This window comes from Leucobacter luti, assembly GCF_019464495.1.
GTDB lineage: Bacteria > Actinomycetota > Actinomycetes > Actinomycetales > Microbacteriaceae > Leucobacter > Leucobacter luti_A.
The window spans coordinates 771713-795001 of sequence record NZ_CP080492.1 but is presented as its reverse complement, the minus strand read 5'-3'; the positions used below and the strand labels follow the sequence as shown (position 1 = coordinate 795001).

Genomic DNA, 23289 nt, shown 5'->3' with positions numbered 1-23289 from the left:
CTGGATAGTCTAGAATTCGCGCCATAGTTACCTGATACGTGGCTGAGAATGCTCACGTCGGTGTGCGCGAAACTCGACGGAATATATAGTTTCACGGATATAGATGCAAATCAATAGTCAATCCGCAATTACCTGGAAAGAGACTCGAAATGACCGCGACACCCGCCGCTCATGTTCGTACACGTACGGGCTGGATCGCACTGCGGATCGTCCTCCTGCTCGAAACAGTGGGCGGAGCCTGGCTCGTCTGGAACGTGCTGCAGGGCATCCTGGGAGCGGAGGGCGACCCGATCGGGGATCTGATTGTGCTTCTGCTCGCCACTGTGCTCTTCTGGGGCTGGATCGCGCTCACCGCCTGGGGTGCCTGGAAGGGACGGCGGGGGTGGGTACGCGGTTCATCGATCACGATCCACGTGCTGCTTTTCGCCGCCGCAACGGGAATTCTGCAGGGGCTCATCGGCCCGGAAACCGCGCTCGGGCTTGAACTGCTGGTGCTTGCCTTCGCCGGGTTCGTTGCTGCCATTCTGGCGCGCCCAGACGCGCCAGAGGCGCTCGAGTCCTAGGGCAGCAGTTCCTTGGGCAGCAGCGCGGGCTTAGCCTGCGCTCACCCCGACCAGCTTCAGCACCCGGGCGACGTGTCCGGTGGCCTTGACGTTGTAGAGCGCGTGGCTGATCCGGCCTTCGGCATCAATGATGAATGTGGAGCGGATCACGCCCTCGACGATGCGGCCGTAACTGTTTTTCTCCCCGTATGCGCCGTACGCCACGTGCACCGCGGTGTCAGGGTCGCTCAGAAGCGGATAGTCCAGCTGGTCACGGTCTGCGAAACGTCGCAGGCGCTCGACCGAATCGCGGGAGAGTCCGAGCACGCGGTAGCCGGCGGCCGCGAGCGGGGTGGTGGACTCCTGGAACTCACACGCCTCTTTCGTGCACGCGGGGGTCATCGCCTGGGGATACACAAACAGAATCACCTGTTCGCCGCGGAACTCTGAGAGTGTGCGGGTGACTCCGTCTTGATCGAGGAGTGCGAAGTCGGGGGCGGGCTGTCCGGGCTCGAGAATCACGCGTTCAGTCATGAACCCAGCCTAGCGACCCGTCGTGGGCCGTTGCGAGCCGGGCGCTGCGGGAGCGCCCCGGCCAGCTGCTACTTCAGGAGCCGTCGCAATGACTCGACGCGCAGCGCACCCATGTCGTCCAACCTGCCATCCGCGATCGCGGCGTCGAGCTCGCAATCAGGCGCGTCGTCCTGGTGTGTGCAGCCGCGGGGACAGCGGTCGATGAGTTCCGCTAGATCTGTGAACCCGCGCAGAATTCCTTCGCTCGTGACGTGACCGAGCCCAAATGAGCGCACACCAGGCGTATCAACCACCCAGCCGGACTCCCCACCTGCGCACCCCGTCGTCTGCACACGCAGAGCGACAGATGATGAGGACGTGTGCCGCCCACGTCCGGTGACCTCGTTCACGTGTCCGGTGGCGCGCATCGCCTCCGGGACGAGGGCGTTAATCAGCGTCGACTTGCCGACTCCAGAGTGGCCAACGAAGACGCTCGTTTTGCCAGCCAATGCTTCACGAATCTGCTCCAGTGGCTCATCGCCCTGAGCCGATCGGAACACGGGCACTTCGAGCGCGGCGAAGTGCGCAAGGAACGGCTCGGGATCGGCCAGATCGACTTTCGTGATGCAGATGATGGGTTGGATCCCGGCGTCGTAGGCCGCCACCAGGTAGCGGTCAACGAGGCGAACCCGAGGTTCGGGGTTTGCTGCTGCGATGACGATGAACATCTGATCGACGTTCGCCACCATGATGCGTTCGACGAGGTCGCTGTCATCGGCACTGCGACGCAGCATGGTCCGTCGCTCCTCGATACCAACGATGCGGGACAGCGAGCCGTCCTCACCGCTGGTGTCGCCCACAAGCTGCGCCCGATCGCCAATCACGATCGACGTGCGGCGGAGCTCGCGCGCTCTGGCGGCTGTCACCTCGCGTTCGTCGTGATCGAGAGGATCTGCGCCTTCCGGGACGAGCACTGCGTACCGGCCACGATCTACGCCGGTGACCATGCCGATGACGGCATCGTCGTGATCGGGGCGGCGCTTCGTGCGTGGCCGGTTCGCCTTCGGGTTGGGGCGTTCACGCACTCGGTGATCGGCATATTCCCCGTAGGGAACATCTTCGTCTTCGTCGTCGGGAGTGAGCCAGCTCATGCCCAGAACCGCGTGTCGCTGCTGGGCGGAAGGACGAACGCGAGCGGATCGCTCGGCTCGGATCCACTGCTTTCGATGAAACCGCCAAACGCTGGGGCCGCTGTGCGCTCAGACTGCAGACCGAGCATGCGACGCCACAATTCAGGGAATTGGGGCAGCGTTTTGCCGGTGCTCGCGATGTCTTCGACGTCAACACCGGGGATCACCAGGCCGATGAGTGCTCCGGTGGTGGCCATACGGTGGTCCGCGTAGCTGTGCCAGACGCCGCCGTGCAGCGGCGCAGGATTGATCCGGATTCCGTCCGGGAGTTCTTCAGCGTCGCCGCCGAGCCCACGAATTTCGGCGACGAGAGCAGCGATTCGATCCGTCTCGTGGTGCCTGATGTGGCCGATCCCAGTGATCTCGCTGACCACACCGTCGCTGCCGTCTGATCCGTGTCCTGCCAGCGCTGCGAGCCCAATCAGTGTGGGTGCGAGTTCGCCTGCCTCGGGGATGTGTAGCGAGACACCGCGAATCGGGCCGTCGCCCGTCGCAGTCACCGAGCCGTCGGCGTGGGTGACGATCCGCGCACCGAACTCGGGGAGCAGCGTGCGCAATTGGTCGCCTACCTGAGTGGTCTCGGCGGGCCAGCCCGGCACGGTCACGCTCCCGCCGGCACCGAGCGCAGCGGCAAGAAACGGTGCGGCGTTCGAAAGGTCTGGCTCGATCACTGCATCGAGGGCACGGATTGGCCCCGGTGCGACCCGCCACTCGCCAGGAGCGGGGGAGTCTGCGGTAACCCCGCGGGCACGAAGCGCCGCCAGGGTCATCTCGATGTGGGGCACACTCGGGAGGCGGGAGCCCGTGTGCACGATGTGCACTCCCTCGTCGAATCTGGGGGCTGCCAGCAGCAGCGCCGAGACGAACTGGCTCGACAGTGACGCATCGAGCTCGACGCGGCCTCCGCGCAGCGACCCGGTGCCGTGCACGGTGAACGGGAGTGCTCCGCGACCCTCGTCAGCGATATCGGCGCCCAGCGAGCGTAGCGCATCGAGGAGCGGGCGCATCGGCCGCTTTCGCGCGTAGAGGTCCCCGTCGAACGCCACCGGGCCGAGCGCGAGCGCTGCGACGGGCGGTACGAAGCGCATGACCGTGCCGGCGAGCCCGCATCCGATGCTCGTAGAACCAGTGAGTTCCGCTGCGGGCTCGATGCGGAGATCTGCTCCGAAGACGTGATCGGTCGAAACCTCGGTGATGCCTGTTCCCAGGTCGCGTAGGGCGTCAACCATGAGCGCGGAGTCACGCGAGTGCAACGGCGCGTGCAACGTGCCTGGCCCGTCAGCGAGGGCGGCGAGGATGAGCTCGCGCCCCGTGAGCGACTTGGAGCCGGGCAGCGCGACGCGAGCGTCGATGGGCGCGGCGGCGGTGGGAGCCGGCCAGTGCGCTTCCTCTTCGGGAGTGCTCTCGCCGGAGCGTGCCTCGTCGCCGTCTTTGCCGGAGTTCATTTTTCCTACTAGCATCCCCACCGAGTCTACCCGGCTGCTCGGCCGCATCTGGGAACGCGCGCGGGGCCTCAGCGGCTGCCAGGGTGCCTCCCAGTAGTATCGAGAGCGTGACTGATACCGCAGATCAGGCGAAGCTTGAACGCCGCTTCACCGACGAGGCGCTCCCGTTGCTGGACCAGATGTACGGGGCCGCAATGAAAATGACGCGCAATCCGCAGGACGCGCAGGATCTCGTCCAGGAGACATTCGCGAAGGCGTTTGCTGCGTTCCGCTCGTTCGAGGAGGGCACCAACCTCAAGGCGTGGCTCTATCGAATTATGACGAACGCGTACATCAACACGTACCGCAAGAAGCAGCGCGAGCCCTACCTCGGCGTGGTGGAAGAGCTTGAAGACTGGCAGCTGGGTGGCGCGGAATCAACGACCGCCATGTCGTCGCGCTCCGCCGAGGCTGAAGCGATTGACCGTACGCCGGACACCGTGGTGACGGATGCGCTGAACGCGCTGCCAGAGGACTTTCGCATGGCCGTGTATCTCGCAGACGTTGAGGGCTTCAGCTACCAGGAAATTGCTGATATTGCCGAGGTCCCGATCGGGACAGTGATGAGTCGCTTGCACCGTGGCCGAGCGCGGCTGCGGAAATCTCTCGGGGAATACGCCAGAGAGCAGGGCGTTGGACTCAATACGAAAGAAAAGACACAGGCTGCCACAGCGGCGAAGGGAGACGCGGAATGAGCGACTGCGGTTGCGAGAAAGCAAAAGCGAACCTCTACGAGCTGTTGCGTGGTGAGCTGTGTGCGGAGGAGTCCGCGCCGATCCGGGAACACATTCAGACGTGCCCCGGGTGTCAAAACGAGGAGAGCGTGTGTATGCGCCTCACGGAGGTGGTACGTCGAGCCTGCGAAGATGAGCGGGAGGACAGTGCCCCCGTGGATCTGCGCGACGCGATCCTGAAGAGTCTGCGCGCGTAGCGACGTTTCGCGGCGCGCGGTGCGTGCTCTGGCCGCGCGCGGTGCGTGCCCTGAGCGAGCGCGCGGCTTCGTGGAAGTGCGTTACTTGACTCTGACGCCCGCGAGGTTGATGCGGGAGTTCGTGTTGACCGTGGGGAAGCCGGTGACATTGGCGCTGACAACGTTTGTCGGCGTGTAGTTGAACAGCCACTTGGCAGGGGCGTCCGTTGCTACCTGAGCCGCTGCGGCCCGGAGTAAGTGATCGGCAGCTGTCGGATCCGTGGTGGCGACGGCGCTTGCGTAGAGCCCCTGCACCGTCGCGTTGTCGTACCCGAAGTAGGAGTCTGGGTTCGCGTAGATCCCAAAGTTGCGCGCTTCTGCGTGATCCACGTAGCTGACCTGATAGTCGTGGTTCGTTGCGACCTGTTCGAGCCAGGTGGCGAACGGCACCTCTTTGACAGTGACAGCAACCCCGACCGCTGCAAATTGGCGCTTCACATGATCAATCGGTGCGGGGTCGTAGTGATCAGGCATGGTGATGGTCAAGCTGAGGTTCTCTTGCCCGGCCTCGCGCAGGAGCTCGCGAGCGGAGGCGGGATCGTACGCGTTCGTCTGCGTGAGGTCTGCGTAGCCAGGATCGAGCTTGGTGATCGGCCCTCCGAGCGGGGTGCCGCTGTTGTTCTGGGCCGCGATCAGGGCGTCTTCGTCGATGGCACGACTCAGAGCCGTGCGGACGCGCACATCGTTGAACGGCGCTTTCTGCGAGTTGAAGGCCAGTGTGAACACGTCAGTGCTGGTCGCCGCGACTGAGGTGAATTCGGGGTCGTTCTCGAACTCAGGACTCAACGAGGGCAGCAGCGCCGTGTGCACGTCGAGTTCGCCCGAGCGCAGCGCCGTCACGGCAGCGCGGCCGCGCGGCACGAATTGGAACACGGCTGAGTCGAGTGTGGCCGGTTCTCCCCAGTACGCCGCATTGCGTACCAGGGTGAGCCGCTTCCCACGCTCCCAGGTATCGAGTGTGTATGGGCCGGTGCCGATTGCGGAGACCGTGAGGTCGTTCTCGGCACCGGCTTTGCGGATCTGGCCAGGTGCGTTGGCCAGCTGCCACAGCAGCCCGGAGTTCGGCTCCGCCAGCTCGATTCGAATCGTCGAATCGTCCACTTCGATGATCTCTGAAGCGAATCCCACAGTTTCTGGGCGCATCGTCTCGCGCAGTGACACCACGACGTCGTGGGAGGTGAGCCGCGCGCCAGAGTGGAATCGGACGCCCGTGCGGAGCGTGAAGGTGGCCGTCCGTCCGTCAGGGCTCATTTCCGGGAGTTCGGTTGCGAGCACGGGAACCAGCTCTGCGACGGTGCCAGGTTTGATGCCAACCAAGCCCTGGTACACGTTGTCGATGAGGATCTGACTGGTGGCAATGCCCTGATTCGACGTGATGTCCAAACTTGTGGGTTCGAGAATCACCCCGATTGTTGCCGTGCCGCCCGCGCTGCCGGTCCCGGCTGCAGGGGGACCTGCTGGCCGGGCAAGCGAGGTCAATGCGGCACCGCACGCGACGACCGCCACACTCGCGGCCAACGCGATGAGCAGCGTCTTCCGGATCCGTCCCCGATGACGCGATGGGGATACGGAACGCCGGGCTGGTGCCGCGGCGGAAGGATCGGTCACGAGTGGGAGGCTCCTCAGGTCGAGCGCGCAGGAGTGCGGGCAGTGGATATCGCGAATCCACGCGCGACCGTGCGCGAGCATCGATAGCCGAGACTACGCGGCAGCGGCACTCGCAATCCAACTGAGCGGAGGCTTGTTGCAGGGTTGTTATGGACGCAGCGGTCGGATCGCCTCGGCGAGGGCGACCGGCGCAGCCTCATGTAAGTTGTGCGGACCAGCCACGACGCTGATCGTGCTGGAGGGCAGTTGCTCGGCCCACTCGGATGCCAGCTCATCGCTCACGATCCCGTCGCTTGCGCGGATCAGTTTCAGCGGGACTTCGAGTGTCTGGAGCGAGGCCCAGAGCTGCGCGTAGGGATGCGGATCGTCGCTCGGCGACAGCCCGTTCAGGTGCGCGAAATGATGGGTCCACTCCCAGCGTCCGTCAGGGCGGCGACGCGTGTTGAGCGAGACGCCTCGGGTGAGAGCATCGCGGTTCGAGCCGATCCCGAACTCCAGGGCGCGCTCCACGATCTCGTCGATCGTTGCGAAGTCCCGCTTGCCTGAGATGAACTCTGCGATCGCGCCGGTGTCACCCTGTGGCGAAACCCCAGGCGTGATATCGATGATCACGAGGGCGCGCACCAGCTCTGGCTTCGCCGCAGCGACGAGCGCCGCGGTGAGGCCGCCCAGAGAGTGGCCCAGCAACAGGACCGGCTCGGACGCGAGCGTCTCAAGGGCGGTCACCACATCATCAGCGAGGTGATCGGGCCGATAGTCGGCGTCCGCGCGCCAATCGCTGCGTCCGTGACCGGGCAGATCGAGGGAGAGCGCAGGCACATCGAGGGCGAGTAGCAGGGGGTCGAAGCTGTGCGCGTTGAGGCCAGCTCCGTGGAGGACCACCATGCGGGGCGGCTCGCTGGGGGTGAAGGAGAGTCCGCTCATCGTGCGGCCGTCGCCGACCGGCACTGAGACTCGCGTCACCTCCGGCACGGGAGCGCTGCGAGCGACCCGGGCGGCATCGCTCGCGAGGAATCTGAACTCTGGGTCGCTACTCATGCGCCCAGTGTAGGGGGAGCCTGATGTGGCGGGCGATCGGTGTGCGCCGCTGCGGTGCGCGGCACCGGACCGCGGAGGTAGCCGCCATCACGCAGTCCCGCCTCGACCTCAAAACGGTTGCGCAGGGGATCCCTCCCTGCGAGCGCGTACAGCAGCGGCATTGCGAGCCCGTACCGGCGCCACTGCTCGCGGTGCACGCACTCGTGCCGGAGCACCGCAGGGCCGGCGTTCTGATCAGTGAGGTAGCAAGAGCCGACGCAGCTGCCGCCCCGTCCGAAGGTCCACTTGGGCATGCCTCGGAACACCCATAGGCCGTCGTGACGCTCAATGGGCCCGGTGCTCCAAATGAGTCCCCAGAGGAACCCGACACCGGTGGCGTACCAGTAGCCGAGCCGCGCCAGCGGCAGGGCTCGGGGCCCAGCGCTCATGCGGTTGTCCGGGGGGACGCTGAGGTGAGCGCGGCGAGGATCCTGAGAACTGTCGGGAGGTCGTCTGCCGCCATCTCGTCGTCGTGCGGGGCGAACTCGCAGATCGAAGCACCCGCGAGTGGGAACGCTTCGACAGCGGCTCTGAGCGCCGTGGTGAGATGCCCGACGGGCAGACCGAAGGGCACGGACGTATGTACCGAGGTGAATTCCGCAGGATCGAGCACATCAAGATCGATGTGGATGTAGAGCCGATCCGCATCTCCGAGCAGTGTGATCAGGTGGGATGCGAAGACTGCTGGATCGTCGTGCAGCGCCGCCGTGCGAATTGAGCGCTCGGTCGCCTCCGCGTGTTCGTCTGGATCGATCTCGCGGGTACCGGCCAGGACGATGCGCCCCGGGTCGAGCGGGTGCTGTGAGACGAGGTCAGGGGATCCGTCGCCGAGGGCATGCCGGAGCGTCATCCCGGAGGCCGCACCCGACGGGGAGGTGCTGGGATGCTGCAGATCGGGGTGTGCGTCGAACCAGAGCACCGCGAGTGTGCCATCACCCGCAGCCGCATGCTCGAGGCCGGGGAGCGAGGTCGCACAATCGCCACCCACGATGATCGGCGTGCGCTGACCACGCGCAGCGTTCCCGGTGAGTGCGAGACGCGCTGCGTCTCGCGCTTGAACCAGGCTGCTCAACCGTGCAATCGGAGTGCCGAGGGCATCACCAGCCTCGAGCGGTACTTCGACATCGACGCGGGCTGATGACGGCAGATCCTCGCGCAGCAGTGCGGCACCCTCTGCCAGGCGCATGGCGCGTGACGATGGCGAGCCCTGCCACTGGGGCATCACCAGAAAAATGGGTTTCGACACGGTGGCCTCCCTGAACTCCTGTTCCCGAGGCTCATCGTAGTCCCGTATGGGTGAGAACACGCCGTATCTATGCGTCGACGGTGACGAAGTCAATCAGGTGCTCGACACGGCCGACGAGCTCAGGCTCAAGGTCGCGAAAATTGCGCACGCGGCCGCGGATCCGAGACCACGCATCGGCGATGTCGGCAGGCTCGTCGCCCGGCCACCCGAGGGCCAGGCAGATGCCTTTCTTCCACTCGATGCTGCGCGGAATCGTTGGCCAGGCCTCAAGGCCAACACGGCCCGGCTTGACGGCCTGCCAGATATCGACGAATGGGTGGCCGACGATGAGAACGTGTGCTCCGTGCGGTCCGCGTGCAATGGCATCCGCGATCCGTGATTCTTTGCTGCGTGGCACCAGATGGTCGAGCAGTACGCCGGCGCGACGCCCCGTGCCAGGCCTGAAGTCGGTGAGTACGTCGGCAAGATTGTCTGCGCCCTGGAGCATCTCGACGACCACGCCTTCAACCCGCAGATCATCGCCCCAGACCTGCTCGACGAGCTCGGCGTCATGTTTGCCCTCAACGAAGATGCGGCTGGGCATGGCGACCCTGGCGCGCTGGGGGGCGGCCGCAAACGATCCGGAAGCAGTGCGTTGACGACCGCTTGGCTTGCGCTGCGGCATCACGAGGCGGACGGGTTCGCCGTCAATGAGGAAGCCATCGCTGAGCGGGAACGCACGCACCTTGCCACGGAAATCCTCGAGCTGAACGAGTCCTTCGCGGGCGCCCACGACGGCGCCGCACCATTCGGTCTCGCTGTGCTCCACGACGAGATCGCGGGCAAGCGGGACCTCGCGCCGCTGAACCGGGCCTCGCCGCGGCTTCATTTTTGCCAGCGGATCGTCGTCATACCGAGCATCGAACACGACTCGAGTGTATCGGCCGCTCACCTGATAGCGTTCAGCGGTGGCACCTGATGACGACGGCAATCCCAAACGTACTTCCCGCTCAGTGTTTGTTGACATTACGCCGCTGCGGGCGAGTCCGGCGTTCGCGAAGCTGTGGACGGGGACTTCGATTGCTCAGATCGGGGCGCAGGTCACGATCGTGGCTGTCGGCCTCCACGTGTATGCGCTGACGGAATCGACGCTGGCAGTCGCGCTCGTGGCCCTCTGGGCACTCGGGCCAATGATCCTTGCCGGGTTCGTCGGCGGTGCGCTCGCTGATACCTATGATCGGCGCCTCGTCGCTCTCGTCACCGCGATCATCGCATGGGGCAGCATCTGTGTGATGGCGCTCATTGCGTTCCTCGACGTGAGCGTCACCTGGCCCTACTACGTGCTCGCGGCGGTCAATGCCGCCTCGGCGACGATTCTGGGTGCGACGCGTGGTGCGATCCTGCCGAGGCTGTTGAGCCCGCAGCTTCTCCCCGCGGCTGCGGCACTGAGCGGGATCACCATGGGGCTCGCGATCACGGTGGGCCCTGCGGTCGCAGGAGTGCTTGTCGCGAGTGTCGGCTTTCCGTGGACCTATCTGCTCGACGCGGTGCTGTTTACTGGCGCTTTCCTGGGGATCCTGAGCCTGCCGAAGATGGTGCCCGATGGCGAGCGGAAGGCAGCTGGGTTCGGCTCGGTCGTCGAGAGTATGCGTTTCCTGCGCACTGCCCCCAACGTTCGCGCCACGTTCGTGTGGGATCTGATCGCCATGATCCTGGGGACGCCTCGGGTGGTGTTCCCGGCAGCCGGAGCCCTGGTGCTGGGCGGCGGCCCCGTGACCGTGGGGATTCTCACTGCGTCCTTTGCCATCGGCGCGCTGCTCAGCGGCTTGTTTTCCGGTCCACTCGGCGGCGTGCGGAGGCAAGGCCGGGCGGTGACGGTGGCGATCGCAGCGTTCGGGGCATGCACCGCGCTCTTCGGAGTTGTGCTGCTGTGCACCGGCATCATTGCCGGTCCAGCGAGTCCGAATGAGCCGCTCGTGCCGGCGATCGTGCTCGCCGGTCTTGCGCTGGCGGGCACCGGCGCGGCCGACAACGTCAGTGCCGTGTTCCGCACCACGATCCTGCAGACCGCGGCGCCCGACGATGTGCGCGGACGCATGCAGGGACTGTTTTACGTGGTGGTGGCTGGGGGGCCTCGGATCGGCGATCTGCTGGCCGGCGGCATTGCGACGCTCATCGCATTGTGGGCCCCGCCGCTGTTCGGAGGGGTGCTGATCTGCGTGACGATGCTGATCCTCGCGCGCACCGCTCGCGGCTTCATGCGGTACGACGCACACGCCCCAACGCCCTGAGAGATCCCGGGCGCAGTAGCCCGTCTCGTCGAGCGCGGGGCAGCGCTGCTACGGTGCTGATATGAGCACCGAAGCCTCCGCGAACGATACGCCAACCTCTGGTGCAGCGCCGTCAGCTGTCCAGGCCGTCCCCGTCGTCCCCGCTGAGCCGCTCGTTCGGGTGCGGCACGAGGGAGCGATCACACACATCACGCTCAATCGTCCGCGGGCGATCAACGCGCTCTCGCAGGACATGTTCCGACTGCTTGCAGGTGCGCTCCGGGAGGCTCGTGAGGCGCACGACGAATCGAGCGAGTCCGCGAGCGGGACGGTGCCCCGCCGTATCCTGCTCGATGGGGCTGGGGAACGTGGCTTCTGCGGCGGAGGCGACATCAAAGAGCTCTCTGGCGATGACCCTCGTCCCATCCTCGCGCTCGAATATGCGGTGGATTATCGTGTGGCGACTTCACCTGTCCCCGTGGTCGCGATCATGGATGGGATCACCATGGGCGGGGGGATTGGCCTCGGCGGGCACGCCGCATACCGGGTCGTGACGGAGCGGAGCAGGCTCGCGATGCCTGAGGCACGGATTGGGATCGCCCCCGACGTCGGGGGGCACTTCTTGTTGGCGCGTGCTCCGGGTCGCCTCGGGGAATTGCTGGCGGTGACTGCAGGGGAGTTCGGGGCGGCTGATGCGATTGCGCTCGGCTTCGCAGACGTGTATGTACGAAGTGACCGGCTCGAAGCACTGCGCATCGCGCTCGCCGCAGGCGAGGACGTCGCTGAAGTGCTGGCCAGGCTTGCAGAGCCTGCTCCGGAGCGGAAGGACGGGCCGTCGCATCCGGTGATGGCGGCAGCACAGTGGTGGGATCCGATCGCGGAGTCCGCGCTCGGCGACGCGCACCCGCCCGCGAGTGTGGATCCGGCTGCTGCGGCTGTGCGCCTGATTGCGGCTCTCGAAGCGAGTGGTCACCCGGCTGCGGTCGAGACAGCCGCCACGGTGCGCGCGATGTGCCCGACCTCTGTGGCCGTGACGCTGGCCCAGCTTGACCGCACGCGCCGTGAAAGTCTGGATCTCGCCGCGGTGCTTACGGATGACTTGCGCGTGCTGGGCAGGATTGGGGCGCGCGCGGATTTCGTAGAGGGGTGCGCGCGCAGGTGATCGACAAGGACCGCACCCCAGCGTGGGTACCGGCGTCGATCGAGGAACTCAACCGCGAGGAGCTCATGGGCATCGTCGACCCGGCGCTGCTACCGGAGGAGACCGCGCTCGAGCTGAGCGCCGACGCAGCCTGACTCCCGCAGTACGGCTCGCGCGGCGTGGCCCGTGCGCTACGTGGCGGCTGCAGCGTGCTCTGGCCAGCCACGCGCAACCGGCGGTGCGGTGGACCCCCGTGGCTGAGGCGCGGCGTCCACCATCAGCACACCCAGCACGCTCCCGATGTCGCCGCTGGGGTCATTCCATCTCGTCGGGCCCCTGCCAGCCCAGCGTCACGTCGACCCACCCAGCCGCGCCGCTCAGCTGCGCGAGTTGCTCGACGGGGATCTCTACCGCCGATGTCGCGGTGCCTGCGGCCGGGAAGACCGTCTCGAACCGCCGCAGTGACGCGTCGAGGAAGACTCTGGCCGTCTCTGCCGGCGCAAACGGGCACACCCCACCAATGGGGTAGCCAGTGAGCGCAGGCACGTCGTCGCCCTGCAGCATTCGTGGTTTCGTGCCGAATACGCGCTTGAACCGGCCACCGTTGACGCGGGCGTCGCCCGCAGCAACCACCATGAGCGCTCGTGTGGGATCCTCCGGATCATAGAACCCAAGCGTCTTTGCGATGCGCGCAGGCTCAGTGCCGACCTTCTCCGCGGCGAGATCAACCGTGGCGCTGGACTCCGCGAACTCTAAGATCTCACCGTCCCAGCCGTGCGCGCGCAAGTGTGTGCGGACTCGAGTGGATGCCATGCTGTGTCCTTTCCGAAACAGGAAATTGTCAGTGCCGCACACGCTAGTGCGGATCTCCGATGCAGAATTCGTTTCCCGCGGGATCTGTGAACGTATCCCAGGAGAACCCCGCCTCGCCTCGGCGGCCGAGATGTGTTGCGCCCGCAGCTGTCCACTCCGTCACCATGGTGTCGCGATCGACGTCGGGAGTGCGATCGAGGTCGAGATGCAGCCGGTTCTTGCCCGTTGTGGGGTATTCCACCTTCTGGAACCCGAGTGCCACGGGAGCTGATGGTGCCTGCACCATGCAAAACCAGCCGTCAGCATCATGCACGATCTCGCCGCCCAATCGCTCGGCCCACCACGCCGCGAGCGGGCGAGGATCTTCGGTGTCAACGGTGATCATGCCGAGTCGAATCATCAGGGAGCTCCTTCGGTGCTGAGACGCAGGGGTACGCAGTCCAGCGTATCCAGCACACCACGGATACGCAGCGCACACCGGAACAACGCGAGCGTCCCACCGCCTGCCGGTACGCTGGAGAGATGCATGAGCGCTGGGATCCAACCGGCCCCGACGTGGTCTACGCGGGCGACAATCTGCCGATCTTGCGCAGCCTTCCCGGAAGCGCCTTTGCTGTGGTCTATCTCGACCCTCCCTTCAACACGGGTCGATCTCGGCAGGCTGAGCGGGTGCGTGGCGTGCGCGCTGCAGGGGGCCGGCTGGGCTTCCGCGGACAGGGCTACGAAGTGACCCGAGAACGAACCCTCGCCTATGACGACCGGTTCAGCGACTACTGGGACTTCCTTGAGCCGCGACTCGAAGAGGCGTGGCGCGTACTCTCTCCTGACGGACTCCTCTACCTCCACCTCGACTACCGGGAGGTGCACTATGCAAAAGTGCTGCTCGACGCGATGTTCGGGCCGGAGTGCTTCATCAACGAGATCATTTGGGCCTACGACTACGGTGCGCGAACGAAACGTCGCTGGCCAGCGAAACACGACAATATCCTGGTCTACGCCAAGCTGCCGGATTTTTACTACTTTGATGCCGCAGCCGTGGATCGCGAACCGTACATGGCTCCCGGCCTCGTCACGCCGGAGCAGGCCGAGCGCGGAAAACTCCCGACCGACACCTGGTGGCACACGATCGTGTCGCCGACCGGGCAGGAGCGCACCGGCTACCCCACGCAGAAACCGGTGGGGATCCTGCGCCGAATCGTGCAGGCCTCGTCGCGGCCGGGGGATTGGGTCCTCGACGCCTTCGCTGGCAGCGGCACGACTGGGGCGGCTGCTGCGGAGTTGGGGCGGCGCTTCGTGCTGATTGACGACAATCCGGAGGCGATTGACGTCATGCGCACGCGGTTCGAGAAGCAGCAGGTGGCGTTCGCGTGAGTGAGATCAGCGTCGCCGTGGGGAGCTTTCCCGTGCAATTGGACCGGACGGCCGATGTCCCGCTTCCGGTGCAGCTTGCCGCGGCGCTGCGCGAAGCGATCGACGCCGCCACACTGCGTCCGGGCGAGCACGTGCCAGCGACACGGGAACTCGCGAGAAGGCTGGGTATCGCTCGCGGCGTCGTGGTGGTGGCCTATGAACAGCTGGTTGCAGAGGGGTATCTCGCAGCCACGCACGGGCGGGGCACTCAGGTCAACCCGGCGCTCGAGCTGACTGAGCCAGCCGGGGTGGCCCGCGGTGAGATTTCGGCGGTGAGTGATCCGGAGCCTGAGGCCGCTGCGAGGCCAGAGCCCCTCGCGCCCGGTCTCCCCATCACCGACTCGGTCGTCGGCCCGGCATGGCGTTCCGCGTGGCGAGACGCCGCCGCGCACGTGGATGTCGTGCCGCCCGCACTGGGTGACCCGGCTCTGCGCCGTGAAATCGCTGAGCATCTCCGCCGCATGCGTGGCACAGCGCGAGCGGCGAGCGATGTCATCGTCACCGCCGGTACCCGTGACGGCCTCGGGGTGCTCCTCACGGCGCTGGGAGGGACGCGGGGGCGCGAGCTGGTCATCGGAGTTGAGGATCCGGGCTTGCCGTCACTGCGCGGCGCGGCGCAACGCTATGGAGCGAATATCGTCGCGCTTCCCGCTGACGCGGAAGGGCTCGACACGAGCCGCCTGCCTGACGGGCTGCTCGACGCCGTGATCGTGACGCCGAGCCATCAATACCCGCTCGGAGGATCACTCCCGCTGCCGCGTCGCCGGGAATTGCTCGCGTGGGCCAGGCGCACCGGGGTCGTCGTGGTGGAGGATGACTTCGATTCGGAGTTGCGATACACCGGCAGCGCGCTGCCAACACTTGCCGCCCTTGATGATCCGCAGCACGGATCAGTCGTGCTGCTGGGAACGTTCTCGCGGACCATCGCGCCGGGCCTGGCCGCAGGGTATTTGCTCGCCCCGGCTGGACTTCGGGCGCGTCTCGAGCCTCTGCGCCGGGAGCTGGGGGCCCGGTTTCGGGTGTGGTGCAGGCGGCGCTCGCTGGCTATCTCGCGAGTGGTGAACTGCGGCGGCACACCGCGCGAATGCTGCGCCGGTATGCCGCACGCCGGGACGCTGTATCGGATCGCCTCGCGGGGGCCCACGGCCTGCGTGTGCGGCCGATGGACGGCGGCCTGCACACGGTGCTCGAGTTCACCACTGAGGCCGGAGGAGATCGCGAATCCGCCGTGCTGGAAGCTGCCCAAGCCGAGGGGCTCGGCGTGCAGGGCCTTGCCCGCTACTGGCAGCGCAGGGAGCAGGCTCATGGTATGGCTGGGCTCGTGCTGGGGATGGGCGGGCCAGACGACGCAGAATTTGAGCGAGCACTGATCCGGCTTCGCGCGATTCTCGACACGCTGTAGCGATTGTCGCTGACCCGTTGGCGCCCTGGCACACAGAAGCCAGAACGGTCCTCCTGGCCCCTGGCGCGCCTGGCTGAACTGCGTGAGGCTTCGAGCTCGGGCGGCAGGCTATCCTGAGGGCGTGAGCGTGGACGATCTTTCCCCCAGTATGCAGAACTACCTCAAAGTGATTTGGGGGCTGCAAGAGTGGTCTGAGGCGCCCGTCTCAAACTCGGCGATCGCGGAATCAGCCGGGGTGCGCCTCTCCACAGTGTCCGATGCGCTTCGAAAGCTCTCAGACCTCGAACTGATCGGGCACGCTCGATACGGCAGTGTGACGCTGACGGAGCTGGGGCGTGAACACGCGGTGTCGATGATCCGTCGCCACCGGCTCTTGGAGACGTACCTGGTGCAGGCGCTCGGGTACGAGTGGGACGAGGTGCACGCGGAGGCGGATCGACTGGAGCACGCGGTCTCCGATGAACTCATTCACCGTGTCGATCGGGCGCTTGGATACCCGAAGCGGGATCCGCACGGTGATCCGATTCCCAGCGCTGATGGGCTGGTGCACCGTCCAGACGCCGTGATTCTGGCAGAGGTCACGGCTCCCTGCACGGTGCGGGTGGAACGTATTTCAGATTCGGACACCGCAATGCTGCAGTACTTCGCGAGTCGCGGCCTTGTCGTTGACGCCCAGCTCGAGCTCTTGCCGGGAGAACCCTACTCGGAAACGGTCACGGTGCGCGTCGGAGAAGCGGCCGACCCCGTCAGTCTGGGGCCGGCCGCTGCCGCCTCGGTATGGGTCGCGGTGGCCGCCAGCGCGGACTCCGCCGACCGCCCGTCGGCCTAGCGCGGGGCGACGGCGACAGGCTCGGCTGGATCCTTCGCGAATTTGAGGCCGATCACACAGCCGACGATTCCCGCCAGGAACACGAGCTTCAGCACCGAAGGTGCCTCGAGGCCCATCAGGATCGACGCCGCCACGGTGAGTGCTGCGCCGAGCCCAGTCCAGATCGCGTAGGCGACGCTGACCGGCAACCCTCGCATTGCGTAGCCCAGGCCAAAGAGGCTGATGGGATTCGCGATTGCGAACACGATAGTGGGGGCGAGCACGGTGAATCCATGCGACTCTTTGAGGGCGAGCGCCCACACAGCTTCGAGCACTGCGCTGGCAAACAGAATCACCCAGTGTCGTGTCGAGGCCTGTTTCGCGCCCGGGGCCGCTGCATCCCGGGGGACCTGGGCTGCGATCTGTGCGCGTGACGCCATCTCAGCTCACCGCCTTGAGACCGACGACGCAGGCGATCAGCCCGACCAGGAGGGCGACGCGGAGCACGGTGGCCCGGTCTTTCCGTGTGGCCATCGCCCATGCTGCGGTGAGTACTGCGCCGATGCCCACCCACACTGCGTAGGCGGTGCCGACGGGAATCTCGGTCATGCCGTACGCGAGCCCGGCCATGCTTGCGAGATACGAGACGAGAAATATGACGGTGGGCCAGAGTTTCCGAAAGCCCTTTGACGCGTCGAGCGCGGTGGCCCAGACGGCTTCGAGCAGGCCGCTCAGAATGAGCGCAATCCATGCGAGGGTCACAATGACATCTCTCTGGCAGTCGTCACTGTGCGGGTACTGCTCCCTCGTCCGCACCCCAGCGCCGGGGTCAGGTTCCAGTTTCTCACATGGGGCGCGCCGCAGTGCCCAGCTTGTGCACAGACTTAAGCGAAGAAGTCCTGACGAAGCGGTACGTCACAAGGCTGCCTTTCCAGTCTCGAATCCGAGATAATAGAAGGGTGCCCACCTGGGTGCGCGAGAGGAGCACAGTGTTCGGCTGGTCGAAGAAGCGCAAGCGGGGGAAGTCGCGCCCGCTGCGGCGGCTGCCGAAGCGGGTGCTCGCCCCGGTTGAGGAGATCGTCGAACAGGGGCTGCTGGTCGCAGATGTCGCGGTGCGCATGACCGTGAAGAACGCAATCATCATGAATGCGCTGCAGAAGCACGTCGACTACGACAGCGCGCAGATCGTTGAAATGGTGCGAGAAGCGACCGAAGATCTCGCGATTGAGCGGGAACGCGACGCGAAGCACATCGCGCGGATGCGCGGGGAGATTCGTGACACCGGCCGTAGTTCCTGGAGTGAATCGGACTACGGCAATGACGACAACCGTACGCTGCGACACCGGCAAGAGGTGTATGAGCGTGTGGCGGAGGAGCTGCACGCTCGCGCCGCTGATGACGAGTCGCTGCGGGCCACTGCTGAGCGGGCTCGGGCGATGGCCTGGGACGAAATTGGCGACTCATTGAAAGAACGGGCAACGCACCCGTACTACAGCGGCGGGGACTCCGAGGAATACCGAGGCGCCCGCGATAGCCGGATTCAGCAGCTCATCGAGAAGGATCTCACGGCTCTTATCCAGGAGCACGTCGCAGCCCCCGCCTCTGAGAAAGCGGACAAACCACGTCTGTTCAAGCGCAAGGATCGCGACTAGCAGACGTTCCGGGGCGGGCGGCGCCGCACGACCGCGTACCTCACGCCCCGGTTTTTCGTGCTCCGTGCCGCCCACGTGCCGACGATTCCGTCAGTGCGGCGGCCCAGTGTTGCCAGGAAGCGCCACAGTACCTCGCGAGCCTGATCTCTGGGGTCGGTGCGCGAGGTGCTGCGGCCGAGGGATGTTCTTGCTGACTGGTCAGTGATCGCTGTATAGTCAGTGCATGCTGACCATTGCTTCCCGGATTGATGCTCTGAACCGGCTGGGACGGGCAATGTCCGATCCCACAAGATCTCGGATCTTGCTCTCGCTGCTCGAGCGCCCGGGGTATCCGGCGCAGCTGGCGCGAGAACTTGAGCTGAGCCGCACGAATGTGTCGAACCACCTGGCGTGTTTGCGGGGCTGTGGAATCGTTGCCGCCGAGCCGGAAGGGCGGCAGACGCGCTACGAGATTGTGGACCCGCACCTCGCCGCGGCTCTGCATTCTCTCCTCGCCGTCACACTCGCAGTGGACGAGGGTGTGCCTTGCAGTGATCCTGGGTGTGGGGTGCTGGGGTGCTGCGCTGGGAGCGCCGAAGGGGCTGTCAGTCTGGGCCCGGGGGAGGAAGTGTGGCTCAGGTGAGCCCTCCGGTGTCCCCGGCAGGAAGCACCTGCCAAGAAGCCGTGAGTGGTGCCGCATGAGCGCAGAGTGCTGTGCTGCTGACGCGCACGTCTCGGAGGGTGGTGCGCGGCGCTCCCCGCCGCTGAAGTGGTGGCGAAACTTCGGGCTGGCGCTTCCAGCCGCGTCAGGCGTGATGCTCATTGCCGGCCTCATCCTGGAGTGGGTCGGGTCTGACCTGGCCAGTCAGGTGGCATTCTGGATCGGGTTGCTGCTCGGGGCCGCCACCTTTGTCCCCGGTGCACTCGTGGCTCTGTTCAGGCGCCGCACTGTTGGCATCGCGCTCCTGATGACCATCAGCGCAGTCGGCGCTGTCGTGCTCGGCTTTGTGGGTGAGGCGGCTGCGCTGGCGTTCCTCTATGCCCTGGCCGAGGCGCTGGAGGATGCCGCGATGGTCCGGGCGCGTGAGGGGCTTCGTGCAGTGCTGCACCTCGTGCCCGAGAGAGCGACTGTGCTCGATCGTGGCACTTGGGTGAATGTGCCTGCGAGTTCGATCCTGATCGGACAGCGGTTGCTCGTGCGCCCGGGGGAGCGGATTGCGACAGACGGTGTGGTGCGGGCTGGGCGTTCCGCGCTTGATACTGCGGTGCTCACCGGCGAGTCAATCCCGGTTGACGTGGGGCCGGGCGATCCGGTGTCCGCCGGCGCGATCAATGCCTCCGGGGTGCTCGAAATTGAGACGGTCGCTGCGGGCTCAGACAACTCGCTCACCACGATCGTGGAGTTGGTTGAGCGTGCGCACGCGGAGCGCGGGGCGCGTGCTCGGCTTGCCGATCGCATTGCACAGCCTCTCGTGCCGGGCGTTATCCTGCTCGCGATGCTCGTTGCGGGAATCGGGGCGTTGCTCGGGGATCCGGAAACGTGGATCACGCGCGCGCTCGTGGTGCTCGTGGCAGCTTCGCCATGTGCGCTTGCCATTGCGGTGCCGGTGACCGTAATTTCGGCAATCGGGGCTGCGACCCGCTTTGGGGTGATTGTGAAGAGCGGCGCTGCGTTCGAGCTGCTCGGGTCGGTTCGACACGTTGCGCTCGATAAGACGGGCACGCTCACGCGGAACGAGCCGACGGTGAGCAGCGTCATTGCAGGCGGCGATGTGGACGAAGCGCGAGTGCTTGAGCTGGCCGCCAGTCTGGAGCAGTTTTCGACGCACCCGCTTGCACGCGCAGTGACCCGTGCGTCGCCACAGCTGTTCGTCGCAGAGCAGGTGCGCGAGGAGGCTGGCTGGGGTGTATCGGGGCTGGTGGAGGGGCACTTCATCGCTGTTGGGAGCCCGCGGTGGATCGACGCCGGCCGGTTCCGGTCTGATGTCGCTGCCCTGGAGGCTGACGGGCAGACGTGCGCGCTCGTCGCACGCGACGGTGTTGTCGTGGGGGTAATCGGTGTGCGCGACGAGTTGCGGCCCGAGGCTGCGGCGATGGTGCGAGCGCTCAAGGATCGGGACATCCGCGTATCAATGCTCACCGGCGACAACCCGCGAACTGCGGTTGTGCTTGCGAAGCAGGCCGGTATTGCTGACGTGCATGCCGCGCTCCGCCCAGAAGACAAAGCGGAACTCGTGGCCGCATTCTCCGCCGCGGCACCCACGGCGATGATCGGCGACGGGGTGAATGACGCGCCTGCCCTCGCAGGGGCGACGGTCGGGATCGCCATGGGGGTGACGGGGTCCGATGCTGCGGTGCAGAGCGCCGAGATTGCATTCACTGGTCACGATCTGCGACTCATTCCGAAAGCTCTCGCGCACGCGCGACGGGGGCGGGCAATCATGAACCAGAACATCGTGCTGTCCATTGCCATTGTCGTCATCCTCGTGCCGCTCGCCGTTTCCGGGGTGCTAGGGCTGGCTGCGGTGGTACTGGTGCACGAGATTGCTGAGCTCGTGGTGATTGCGAACGGGCTGCGCGCGGCGCGCACGCACTGACTCCCGGGAGGGCGATGGCCGGGTGAGCTGCGGAGCACACCGCCTTGGACTCGCGCCCGTGTTTCCGCGCACCTCCCATTGCGGTGGGGCCTGTGGCTCAGATGTAGGCCCAGAAAAGTTTGGTACTTGGTGTTGCTATCTACCGGTACTTAGTGTTACTTTATAGCGGTAGTTAGTGACACTGAGTAGAAAGGAGTGCACCAGTGGCAACGCACATGACCGAGATGCTGAAAGGCACACTCGAGGGCATCGTGCTCGCGATCCTGACCGACCGCCCAGCTTACGGATATGAGATCACGACGAGGCTGCGAGACGAGGGTTTCGAAAGCATCGTGGAGGGCACTGTGTATGCGCTGCTCATCCGGATCGAGCAAAAGGGCTACGTCGACGTCGAGAAGGTGCCGTCCGAGAAGGGGCCTCCGCGCAAGGTGTATTCCCTCAATGTGAGCGGACGCGAGCAGCTGGCCGATTTCTGGCAGACCTGGGATTTCATCTCAGCACGTATCGAACACCTCCGCCCCGTGCCGACCGGATAAGAACGACACCGTTCCTCGGACCGCAGCGCCGCAGCATTGCCTGCTGCATCCCAGCATCCCCGCACCCCCCATCCCCCTGATATTTACAAGGAGCCACATCATGGCCGCACAATGGATCGAAGCCCTGACCGGCTCGCTCTCGCAGAAGAAGCAGTACAAGTCCGATATGGCGCGCGTTGAAGCGCTGCCCGAGCCTTACCGTGCCACCGTGAAAGCGCTGCACCGGTACTTCAACTATTACGCCGGAATCTCCGACGGAGACACGCTTATCCGTATGATCGGCGACCATGTCGATCTCTGGGAGCGTGCTGCGGTCGACGGTACCCCGGTGCACGACATCCTGGGCGAAGACCCCGTCGAATTCGCCGAGTCATTCAGTCGCGCATACATGGGCAAAGAGTGGATCGACAGAGAGCGGGCTCGTCTCACTCGCGCCATCGAGACCGCCATTGCCGAGGCTGGGGGAGGCGACGCATCATGACCGCCGCCGCACCCGCCGCACTCGCGATTCAGGTGGACGGACTCACAAAGTCGTTCGGTGAGCTCGCCGTGCTCCGCGGCGTCGATTTGAGCGTGCGTGCGGGCAGTATTTGCGCGTTGCTCGGCTCGAACGGAGCTGGCAAAACCACTCTGGTGAGGATCCTCGCCACACTGCTGCGAGCTGACTCCGGCTCGGCGATGGTGCATGGGTGGGATGTCCAAGCCGGCGCGGCTGACGTGCGACGCGCAATCAGCCTCACTGGGCAGTTCGCCGCGGTCGACGAGGTGCTCACCGGGCGCGAGAACCTGGTGCTGGTCGCCAGGTTGCGTCATCTGAAGCAGCCAGGGGTGATCGCGGATCAGCTGCTCGCTCGCTTTGCACTCACTGATGCTGGGGGACGTCGCGCAGGAACATACTCCGGTGGCATGCGCCGCAGACTAGACATTGCGATGAGCCTCATTGGGGACCCACCGGTCGTCTTCCTCGATGAACCCACCACCGGCCTTGACCCGCAGGCACGCGCCGAAGTGTGGCAGATCGTGTCCGAACTCGCGTCTGGTGGCACGACAGTGCTGCTCACCACGCAGTACCTCGAAGAGGCAGAGCGCCTCGCCACCCAGATCGCGATCCTGCACGAGGGCAGGATCATCCAGCAGGGCACCCTCGCGGAGCTGACTCAGCTCCTGCCTGCGGCGACCGTGGAATACGTCGAGAAACGACCGTCGCTGGAGGACATCTTCCTCGCCCTCGTCGGCAATACGGGAAAGGAAGACCGATGACCTCCCATGCACTGACCGACACACGGGTGTTGACGGGGCGCTCACTTCGCCACATCCTCCGGAGTCCTGACACCATCATCACGACTGCCGTGACCCCCATCGCGCTCATGCTGCTCTTTGTCTTCGTGCTCGGCGGTGCGATCAACACCGGCACGGACACGTCCTACGTGAACTACCTGCTGCCGGGTATCCTGCTGATCACGATCGCCTCTGGGGTCGCGTACACGGCCTATCGTCTATTCCTTGATCTGCAGGGAGGGATCTTCGAACGGTTCCAATCCATGCCGATTTCCCGCTCCAGTATCCTCTGGGCACACGTGCTCACCTCTCTGGCCGCAAATCTGGTGTCCGTTGCCATTGTGATCGGGGTCGCCGTACTGCTCGGGTTCCGCTCCGGCGCCTCGCCACTCGCGTGGCTCTTGGTGATCGGGATCTTGGTGTTGTTCACTCTCGCACTCACGTGGTTGGCGGTCATCGCGGGCCTTGCAGCGAAGACGGTCGACGGCGCAAGCGCGTTCAGCTACCCACTGATCTTCCTGCCGTTCATCAGCTCGGCGTTCGTGCCGACGGCGTCGATGCCGGGACCTGTGGCCTGGTTCGCGGAGCACCAGCCGGTGACATCGATCGTGAATACGATCCGTGCGCTGTTCGAAGGCACACCAGTTGGCGGCGAAATCTGGGTCGCGCTCGCATGGCTCGTCGGCATTCTCGCCGTGGCCTACGTCGCTGCGGGAGCCATGTATCGCAGACGCATCCGGTAGGCGGTGTGCGGTCGGGCGACAGCAACGACCGAGCGGAGCACGCTCGGCGAC

Annotated in this window: 25 protein-coding genes and 2 pseudogenes; 15 read left to right on the top strand and 12 right to left on the bottom strand. The window is 65.6% G+C overall.

Translation table 11 applies throughout. The features are described 5' to 3' along the window. Positions 1-149: 149 nt before the first annotated feature. On the top strand, positions 150-563 hold the full coding sequence (locus K1X41_RS03580; protein ID WP_220175337.1) for a hypothetical protein: 414 nt from the start codon (positions 150-152) through the stop codon (positions 561-563). Positions 564-593: 30 nt separating this feature from the next. Here K1X41_RS03580 and bcp read toward each other — a convergent pair whose 3' ends face one another. From bcp to aroA, 3 genes are all read right to left on the bottom strand, one after another. Further along, positions 594-1076 carry a thioredoxin-dependent thiol peroxidase gene (bcp, locus tag K1X41_RS03575; RefSeq protein ID WP_220175336.1) on the bottom strand — a complete coding sequence of 161 codons (483 nt, stop codon included), beginning with the start codon at positions 1074-1076 and terminating at the stop codon, positions 594-596. A gap of 68 nt (positions 1077-1144) precedes the next feature. Beyond that, positions 1145-2206: a ribosome small subunit-dependent GTPase A gene (gene rsgA / locus K1X41_RS03570; RefSeq protein ID WP_133616203.1), complete on the bottom strand. Its 1062-nt coding sequence runs from the start codon at positions 2204-2206 to the stop codon at positions 1145-1147. Continuing rightward, positions 2203-3705 (bottom strand): 3-phosphoshikimate 1-carboxyvinyltransferase, encoded by a 1503-nt coding sequence (aroA, locus tag K1X41_RS03565; protein ID WP_220175335.1) that lies wholly within the window; start codon positions 3703-3705, stop codon positions 2203-2205. The genes rsgA and aroA overlap by 4 nt, the downstream gene beginning before the upstream one ends. A gap of 83 nt (positions 3706-3788) precedes the next feature. Here aroA and K1X41_RS03560 point away from each other — a divergent pair, with 83 nt between their 5' ends. Both K1X41_RS03560 and K1X41_RS16080 read left to right on the top strand, forming a co-directional pair. Further along, positions 3789-4424 (top strand): sigma-70 family RNA polymerase sigma factor, encoded by a 636-nt coding sequence (locus tag K1X41_RS03560; RefSeq protein WP_279388394.1) that lies wholly within the window; start codon positions 3789-3791, stop codon positions 4422-4424. Next, positions 4421-4492, top strand: a pseudogene (locus tag K1X41_RS16080) (alpha-ketoglutarate decarboxylase); the annotation flags it as partial. The gene K1X41_RS03560 and the pseudogene K1X41_RS16080, both read left to right, overlap by 4 nt. Positions 4493-4741: 249 nt before the next feature. On the opposite strand, the gene K1X41_RS03550 reads toward K1X41_RS16080, so the two are convergent. The 5 genes from K1X41_RS03550 to K1X41_RS03530 form a co-directional block, all read right to left on the bottom strand. After that, positions 4742-6307, bottom strand: coding sequence for an ABC transporter substrate-binding protein (locus tag K1X41_RS03550; RefSeq protein WP_220175334.1), 1566 nt, complete (start codon positions 6305-6307; stop codon positions 4742-4744). 147 nt (positions 6308-6454) lie between these two features. Then, a complete protein-coding gene (locus tag K1X41_RS03545) occupies positions 6455-7345 on the bottom strand; it encodes an alpha/beta fold hydrolase (protein ID WP_220175333.1) in 891 nt (296 codons plus the stop codon). Further along, positions 7342-7773, bottom strand: coding sequence for a Fe-S oxidoreductase (locus tag K1X41_RS03540; protein WP_258566634.1), 432 nt, complete (start codon positions 7771-7773; stop codon positions 7342-7344). Before K1X41_RS03540 ends, K1X41_RS03545 begins: the two co-directional genes overlap by 4 nt. Beyond that, complete coding sequence (locus K1X41_RS03535; RefSeq protein ID WP_132204993.1) at positions 7770-8630, bottom strand: arginase family protein; 861 nt, start codon at positions 8628-8630, stop codon at positions 7770-7772. Before K1X41_RS03535 ends, K1X41_RS03540 begins: the two co-directional genes overlap by 4 nt. A 67-nt stretch (positions 8631-8697) precedes the next feature. Beyond that, positions 8698-9537: a DUF3097 family protein gene (locus K1X41_RS03530; protein ID WP_132204995.1), complete on the bottom strand. Its 840-nt coding sequence runs from the start codon at positions 9535-9537 to the stop codon at positions 8698-8700. Positions 9538-9577: 40 nt separating this feature from the next. On the opposite strand from K1X41_RS03530, the gene K1X41_RS03525 reads away from it, so the two are divergent. Together K1X41_RS03525 and K1X41_RS03520 are read left to right on the top strand one after the other, a co-directional pair. Further along, positions 9578-10900 carry an MFS transporter gene (locus tag K1X41_RS03525; RefSeq protein WP_220175332.1) on the top strand — a complete coding sequence of 441 codons (1323 nt, stop codon included), beginning with the start codon at positions 9578-9580 and terminating at the stop codon, positions 10898-10900. Positions 10901-10961: 61 nt separating this feature from the next. After that, positions 10962-12175, top strand: a pseudogene (locus K1X41_RS03520) (enoyl-CoA hydratase/isomerase family protein). Positions 12176-12335: 160 nt separating this feature from the next. On the opposite strand, the gene K1X41_RS03515 reads toward K1X41_RS03520, so the two are convergent. Together K1X41_RS03515 and K1X41_RS03510 are read right to left on the bottom strand one after the other, a co-directional pair. Continuing rightward, positions 12336-12833, bottom strand: coding sequence for a YbaK/EbsC family protein (locus tag K1X41_RS03515; RefSeq protein ID WP_220175331.1), 498 nt, complete (start codon positions 12831-12833; stop codon positions 12336-12338). 43 nt (positions 12834-12876) lie between these two features. Further along, positions 12877-13233 (bottom strand): VOC family protein, encoded by a 357-nt coding sequence (locus K1X41_RS03510; protein ID WP_220175330.1) that lies wholly within the window; start codon positions 13231-13233, stop codon positions 12877-12879. 122 nt (positions 13234-13355) lie between these two features. Here K1X41_RS03510 and K1X41_RS03505 point away from each other — a divergent pair, with 122 nt between their 5' ends. The 3 genes from K1X41_RS03505 to K1X41_RS03495 all read left to right on the top strand — a co-directional run bounded on the left by K1X41_RS03505 (position 13356) and on the right by K1X41_RS03495 (position 16474). After that, the gene (locus tag K1X41_RS03505) at positions 13356-14204 is read left to right on the top strand and encodes a DNA-methyltransferase (protein ID WP_132205003.1); all 849 of its coding nucleotides are present in this window, start codon (positions 13356-13358) and stop codon (positions 14202-14204) included. Then, a complete protein-coding gene (locus K1X41_RS03500) occupies positions 14201-15613 on the top strand; it encodes an aminotransferase-like domain-containing protein (protein ID WP_258566631.1) in 1413 nt (470 codons plus the stop codon). The genes K1X41_RS03505 and K1X41_RS03500 overlap by 4 nt, the downstream gene beginning before the upstream one ends. 153 nt (positions 15614-15766) lie before the next feature. Next, positions 15767-16474 (top strand): metal-dependent transcriptional regulator, encoded by a 708-nt coding sequence (locus K1X41_RS03495; protein WP_132205282.1) that lies wholly within the window; start codon positions 15767-15769, stop codon positions 16472-16474. Here the strand turns inward: K1X41_RS03495 and K1X41_RS03490 are convergent. Together K1X41_RS03490 and K1X41_RS03485 are read right to left on the bottom strand one after the other, a co-directional pair. After that, on the bottom strand, positions 16471-16893 hold the full coding sequence (locus tag K1X41_RS03490) for a DMT family transporter (protein ID WP_132205015.1): 423 nt from the start codon (positions 16891-16893) through the stop codon (positions 16471-16473). The genes K1X41_RS03495 and K1X41_RS03490 overlap by 4 nt on opposite strands. 1 nt (position 16894) lies before the next feature. Further along, positions 16895-17215: a DMT family transporter gene (locus K1X41_RS03485; protein WP_132205017.1), complete on the bottom strand. Its 321-nt coding sequence runs from the start codon at positions 17213-17215 to the stop codon at positions 16895-16897. Between the two features lie 197 nt (positions 17216-17412). Between K1X41_RS03485 and K1X41_RS03480 the strand changes: the two genes are divergently transcribed. The 7 genes from K1X41_RS03480 (at position 17413) to K1X41_RS03450 (ending at position 23238) form a co-directional block, all read left to right on the top strand. Then, positions 17413-18105: an asparagine synthase gene (locus tag K1X41_RS03480; protein WP_243642902.1), complete on the top strand. Its 693-nt coding sequence runs from the start codon at positions 17413-17415 to the stop codon at positions 18103-18105. Positions 18106-18328: 223 nt separating this feature from the next. Continuing rightward, complete coding sequence (cmtR, locus tag K1X41_RS03475) at positions 18329-18727, top strand: Cd(II)/Pb(II)-sensing metalloregulatory transcriptional regulator CmtR (RefSeq protein ID WP_220175329.1); 399 nt, start codon at positions 18329-18331, stop codon at positions 18725-18727. A 55-nt stretch (positions 18728-18782) separates the two neighbouring features. Next, complete coding sequence (locus tag K1X41_RS03470) at positions 18783-20681, top strand: heavy metal translocating P-type ATPase (protein WP_220175328.1); 1899 nt, start codon at positions 18783-18785, stop codon at positions 20679-20681. A 203-nt stretch (positions 20682-20884) separates the two neighbouring features. Beyond that, complete coding sequence (locus K1X41_RS03465) at positions 20885-21217, top strand: PadR family transcriptional regulator (RefSeq protein ID WP_133616214.1); 333 nt, start codon at positions 20885-20887, stop codon at positions 21215-21217. 100 nt (positions 21218-21317) lie between these two features. Then, entirely contained in the window at positions 21318-21698 is a 381-nt protein-coding gene (locus K1X41_RS03460; RefSeq protein WP_132205025.1) for a DUF1048 domain-containing protein, read from the top strand. Beyond that, on the top strand, positions 21695-22477 hold the full coding sequence (locus tag K1X41_RS03455) for an ABC transporter ATP-binding protein (RefSeq protein WP_133616215.1): 783 nt from the start codon (positions 21695-21697) through the stop codon (positions 22475-22477). Before K1X41_RS03460 ends, K1X41_RS03455 begins: the two co-directional genes overlap by 4 nt. Continuing rightward, positions 22474-23238, top strand: a complete 765-nt coding sequence (locus tag K1X41_RS03450) for an ABC transporter permease (RefSeq protein ID WP_132205028.1) — start codon at positions 22474-22476, stop codon at positions 23236-23238. The genes K1X41_RS03455 and K1X41_RS03450 overlap by 4 nt, the downstream gene beginning before the upstream one ends. The last annotated feature ends 51 nt before the right edge of the window (positions 23239-23289 follow it).